Origin of the sequence: Kitasatospora sp. NPDC057223, from assembly GCF_042669755.1 — a bacterium.
Lineage (GTDB): Bacteria > Actinomycetota > Actinomycetes > Streptomycetales > Streptomycetaceae > Kitasatospora.
This window is the reverse complement of sequence record NZ_JBHUWW010000293.1, coordinates 1-2,127: the sequence shown is the minus strand read 5'-3', so window position 1 is coordinate 2,127 and position 2,127 is coordinate 1. Positions and strand designations below refer to the sequence as shown.

2 protein-coding genes are annotated in these 2,127 nt (G+C 77.0%); one reads left to right on the top strand and one right to left on the bottom strand.

The annotated features are described in order from the left end of the window. Positions 1-47: 47 nt before the first annotated feature. On the bottom strand, positions 48-941 hold the full coding sequence (locus tag ACFUK0_RS40115; RefSeq protein ID WP_380259026.1) for an A/G-specific adenine glycosylase: 894 nt from the start codon (positions 939-941) through the stop codon (positions 48-50). Between the two features lie 194 nt (positions 942-1,135). Here ACFUK0_RS40115 and ACFUK0_RS40110 point away from each other — a divergent pair, with 194 nt between their 5' ends. Beyond that, complete coding sequence (locus ACFUK0_RS40110; RefSeq protein ID WP_380259024.1) at positions 1,136-2,074, top strand: hypothetical protein; 939 nt, start codon at positions 1,136-1,138, stop codon at positions 2,072-2,074. The last annotated feature ends 53 nt before the right edge of the window (positions 2,075-2,127 follow it).

The window sequence follows — 2,127 nt, the reverse complement described above, 5'->3', positions numbered from 1 at the left end:
CGCCGGGGCCACCGGCTTCTCCGTACCCGGCCGCCCGGGCCCGCGCGCTACTGCGGCAGCCGGTAGACGCCCTGCGCGACCGGCTCCACCAGGCCGTCCGCGACCAGGCCGTCCAGGGCCCTGGCCCGCTGCACCGGCTCCGGCCAGACCTCGTCCAGGCGTGCCTGGACGACCTCGCCGTGCGCCTCGCGCAGCACCGCGAGCAGCTTGCCGCGCACCTGCCGGTCGGTGCCCTCGTACGTCTGCCCGCGCCGCGCCGGGCCCTCGTACGGCGGGCGGCCCGCCAAGTCCCACGCGCAGTGCCGGCGCAGCGGGCAGACGCCGCACTCGGGGCTGCGCGCGGTGCACACCAGGGCGCCCAGCTCCATCACGCCGACCGCCCAGCCGGCGGCGGTCTCGGCCAGCTCGGGCAGCAGTGCGGTCGCCGTCCGCCGCTCGGCCGCGGTGGTCGCCTGCGCGGGGTACTCCACGCCCGTCACCGCCCGGGCGAAGACCCGGCGGACGTTCGTGTCCAGCACCACGTGCCGCCGGCGGAAGGCGAACGAGGCGACCGCGGCGGCCGTGTACTCGCCGACCCCCGGCAGTGCGAGCAGCGCCGCGTGGTCGTCCGGCACCTCGCCGCCGTGCAGTTCGGTGATCGCCGTGGCGGCGCCGTGCAGCCGCAGTGCCCGGCGCGGGTAGCCGAGCCGGCCCCACATCCGGACGGCTTCGCCGGGTGCGTCGGCGGCCAGCGCGGCCGGTGTGGGCCAGCGCTCCAGCCAGGTCGCGTAGACCGGCAGCACCCGCTTGACGGGGGTCTGCTGGAGCATGAACTCGCTCACCATCACCCCCCAGGGCGAGACGTCCGGGGTGCGCCAGGGCAGGTCGCGGGCGTGCTCCTGGTACCAGCCGAGGACGGTCGAGTGCAGCAGCGGGGCGGGGGCGGTGGAAGTGGTAGCCATGACGCCTCGATCCTCCCACGTCCGGCCGCCCGCGTCCGGCGGTACCGGGACTGCTGACCGCCCCCGTGCGCGCCCCCGGTGCACGCCCCTGCCGCTCTCCCCCGTCCGGCCCAAATTGCGGATCATGTGAAGGAAGGGGCGAGACCGAGGTGTTGGTGCATCAAGGGACGCACACTCTCTCGTAGAGTTTGCGCGTGCCTTCTCTGCGTCAACCCGTGGGACCGCTGCCGGCCTCGATCTACTGGCGTCGGCGAGTCGTCGTGCTCGCCGCCCTCGCGGCGGTGACCGCCCTCGTCGTCTGGCTGACGTCCGGTCAGGGGGGCGGCGCGGACAAGCACGACAAGGCGGCGAAGCCCGCCCCCTCCCCGGCCCAGGCGATCACCCCGGGCGCCTCCCCGACCGGCCCCGCCAACACCGCCCGCCCCGGCGGCGGATCGGGCGGCGGCACGGGCGGCGGCTCCGGCACGGCCTCCGGCGGCAGCACCGGTACGGGCGGCAGCGGCGGCTCGGCCGGTGTGTCGGGCTCCGGCGGCGGCGACGTCAGCCTGACCTCCGGCGGTACCGACGGCGGCGCCCCCGCTCCGGGCGGTGCCCCGGCCCCCGGCAGCGCGACGACCCCGGCCGGCGGCGGCACGGGCGGCGCGGGCGGTGGCACGGGCGGCGGCGCGGCGGGAGGCGGTTCCAGCGCGGCTCCCCCGGTGAACACGGCCGAGGTGATGGCGCTCCCGGTCTGCCTCTCCTCGCAGGTGACGCTGGAGCTGGCGAGCGCTCAGAACGCCTACCAGCCGAAGGACCGGCCCCGGCTCGCGCTGACGGTGCGCAACGCGGGCAACGCCGCCTGCCGGGTCGACCTCGGCCGGGCCAGCTCGACGGTCACCCTGTCGGCCAGCAACGCCGAGCGGGTCTGGTCCTCCGGGGACTGCCCGACGGACCGTCAGAGCAGCTGGGTGCAGATCCCGGCCGGCAGCGGCCTGACCGAGACGTTCACCTGGGACCGCAGCCGCAGCAAGCCGCAGTGCGCCTCCCCGGACACCACCCCGGCTCCGGTGGGCAACTACCTCGTGGTGGCCGACCTGTCGGGCCTGTCCGGCGGCCAGGTGTCGGCCCGCTCCTCGATCCGACTGGAGAGCTGAACCCGCGGTGCGAAGGCCGGAGGGCCCGGGGACGGATCCCCGGGCCCGCCGGC

What these genes read in the sequence shown, in the direction of transcription:
- ACFUK0_RS40115 (WP_380259026.1), bottom strand. Translation starts at nt 941, where the DNA reads ATGGCTACCACTTCCACCGCCCCCGCCCCGCTGCTGCACTCGACCGTC.